General features: G+C 60.3%; 3 protein-coding genes. All 3 read right to left on the bottom strand.

The features are described from left to right. On the bottom strand, positions 1-247 hold a 247-nt coding region (locus tag WCA53_RS02370; RefSeq protein WP_423905075.1), incomplete at its 3' end, for a gamma-glutamylcyclotransferase. Positions 248-250: 3 nt separating this feature from the next. After that, positions 251-727 (bottom strand): rRNA maturation RNase YbeY, encoded by a 477-nt coding sequence (ybeY, locus tag WCA53_RS02365; RefSeq protein WP_423905073.1) that lies wholly within the window; start codon positions 725-727, stop codon positions 251-253. Positions 728-731: 4 nt separating this feature from the next. Continuing rightward, positions 732-1,811 carry a PhoH family protein gene (locus tag WCA53_RS02360; protein WP_423905072.1) on the bottom strand — a complete coding sequence of 360 codons (1,080 nt, stop codon included), beginning with the start codon at positions 1,809-1,811 and terminating at the stop codon, positions 732-734. Positions 1,812-2,725 lie beyond the last annotated feature (914 nt).

The following is a 2,725-nucleotide window of genomic DNA, read 5'->3' as shown; positions in this document are numbered from 1 at the left end:
ACCACAAATACAGCCCGCGATGATATCCATGGACCTTGGCAGGCACCGTTTCGACCGTGGGCAAGCCCGGATTCCATATCAGCGAGCCATAGCCGAACAGCCATAAATCCGTCTTGCGATCCCAGTTCGCGAGCGCTGCTTCACGCGATTTGGCGAGTTCGTCGTCCGTCAGCAGGCGCGATTCCTTAAAGACCGGAGGGTAGTCGGGCGGGATTGGCGCAAGTTTGGACGTGGGATCGTCGGTCACGTTTTAGTCCGGCGGCAGCGGCAAATAAGGATCGGTGAATCCTAGCATTTGCAAGATACCGGTTTCGATCGACTCCATTTCCTCGGCTTCCGCCTCGTCTTCGTGATCGTAGCCCTGCGCGTGCAGCGTGCCGTGCACGATCAGATGCGCGTAGTGCGCGGCTAGCGGTTTGTTCTGTTCGGCTGCCTCGCGTTCCACCACTGGGCAGCAGAAAATAAGGTCGCCGCTGACCGGATCGTCCTCCGACTCGGCGTACGCGAACGTCAGCACATTGGTCGCGTAGTCCTTCTGCCGATACGACCGGTTGAGCGCGCGTCCTTCATCGGTGTCGACGAAGCGCAGGGTCAACTCGGCATCCGCGAACAGCGACGCCTTGATCCAGCGCGTGAGCGTCGCGCGCGACAGCATTGCCTTGTGCGCGGGGAACGCCTTTGAGGCGGGGAACTGCAGCGTCAGGGCGAGTTTGGGCGTAGTGGTCATGCTTTCAGGGCGTCGGTTTGGCCGCGGCGTCGCGTTGCGCCTGGGCGTCGTAGGCTTCCACGATGCGCGCTACCAGCGGATGGCGAACCACGTCGGCGCTGGTGAAATGCGTCATGGCGATGCCGCGGACATCGGCTAGAACATGTTTCGCTTCGATCAGCCCGCTTCGGTGGCCACGGGGCAGGTCGACTTGCGTGGTGTCGCCGGTGACGACCGCCTTCGATCCGAACCCGATCCGCGTGAGGAACATTTTCATTTGTTCGGGCGTGGTGTTCTGTGCCTCGTCGAGGATGATGAAAGCATGATTCAGCGTCCGGCCGCGCATGTACGCGAGCGGCGCGATTTCGATCATCTGGCGCTCGAACATCTTGGCGGTTTTATCGAAGCCGAGGAGGTCGTAGAGCGCGTCGTACAGCGGGCGCAAATACGGGTCCACTTTCTGTGCGAGATCGCCTGGCAGGAAGCCGAGCCGTTCGCCTGCTTCCACGGCTGGGCGAGTCAGTACGATGCGTTTTACCTGATCGCGTTCGAGCGCGTCGACGGCGCATGCGACTGCCAGATAGGTTTTGCCCGTGCCGGCCGGTCCGATGCCGAACGTCACATCGTGCGCGATGATCTGCCTGAGGTATTCGCGCTGCATGGGTGTGCGGCCGCGCAAGTCGGCGCGTCGGGTGTAGAGCTTTGGGCCGGGATCTTCTTCCTCGCCCAGGTCGATGGTGGCGCTGGGTTCGTCGAAGGGATGATCCGGGTCGCCGCGAAAACGGGGATCGATGGGATCTGAATTCAGGTTATTCGATGGTTTGTCGCGGCGAGCCTTGTTGCGCGCTTCGACCAGCGCCAGTTGGATGTCGTCTACTGACAGCGTGTCTTTGGCGCGGTTGTAGAAGTTCTCCAGCGCCGTGAGGGCAACTTTTGCGCCGCGCCCACGGATGCTGATCTTGTGGCCGCGACGGGCTAGCGTCACGTCGAGTGCCTGCTCGATCTGGCGAAGATTTTCGTCGAGGGGACCGCACAGGTTGGCGAGCCGCGCGTTGTCGTCGCGAGGTGCGGTGAATTCCAGATGCTGCTGAGGGGTGGGCTTCAAGGCGATGATCAAGTGTCCGGGGGTTTTGGGGGGGTGCTGCTTGCGGCGAGTGTGGGGCTAGGGTGGAGGGGGGTGCTGCGCGCGGCGAGTGTGGGGCGAGCATTGAGTCCTTCTGCTAGCGTGGTCGTTCTGCATAAGTAGTATTTTCTTGCTTATTTCTGTTAGCCCCTATCCGGGGCGGGACTTCATTTCTTTGCAAACGCGAAAAGAAACGAAGCAAAGAAACGCGTTCAAACCGCGAATACCTCAGTGTCGTCGTCGCTCACTTCAGGTCTTTGGCACGAACGTAGCAGCGTTACCAAAAATTTAACACGCAGTCGAACACCCATCCCAAGCACAATCCGCACACACACGCTTCGCCCCAACGGTCCTACCCCCAACCAACTGTTCGTGCTCTCCTACCACCAAAAGCCGGCGGTCCACGCACCCCGCCCTGAAGCGCACTCCGCAAAACCCGAGCCCGAAAGGTTTTCAGGCAGCCTCAGCGCCAAAGTGACCGTTAGCGCGCCTCACCATCAGCGCTACCATTAACGCGTCTTATCACCGGCACTTCGAACGTCGGGCCTTGTCACCAGCCTTACCAGCAGCGGTACCGGCGGCCATACCGCTGGTGTTGCCGTTGCCGCTGCCATTGCCATTGGTGTTGCCGCTGGCGACGGGATTGCGGCCGTCGGGGCGAAGCGTGTGTGGGCGGTTTGGGCTTGGGGAGGGTGTTCGGCTGCGGGTTGAGGTTACGGGGCTGCGCTACGTTCGTGCCAGAGACCTGAAGTGATTGACGACGACACTTAGGTATTCGCGGTTTGAACGCGTTTCTTTGCTTCGTTTCTTTTCGCGTTTGAAAAGAAATGAAGTCCCGCCCCGGATAGGGGCTAACAGAAATAAGCAAGAAAATCCGACTTATGCAGAACGACCAC

Origin of the sequence: Caballeronia sp. (genome assembly GCF_049581465.1) — a bacterium.
Classification (GTDB): domain Bacteria; phylum Pseudomonadota; class Gammaproteobacteria; order Burkholderiales; family Burkholderiaceae; genus Caballeronia.
This window is presented reverse-complemented; position numbering and strand designations above follow the sequence as displayed.

Excerpts from the sequence above, each read along its gene's own strand:
- ybeY (WP_423905073.1), bottom strand. The coding sequence starts at position 727 with ATGACCACTACGCCCAAACTCGCCCTGACGCTGCAGTTCCCCGCCTCA.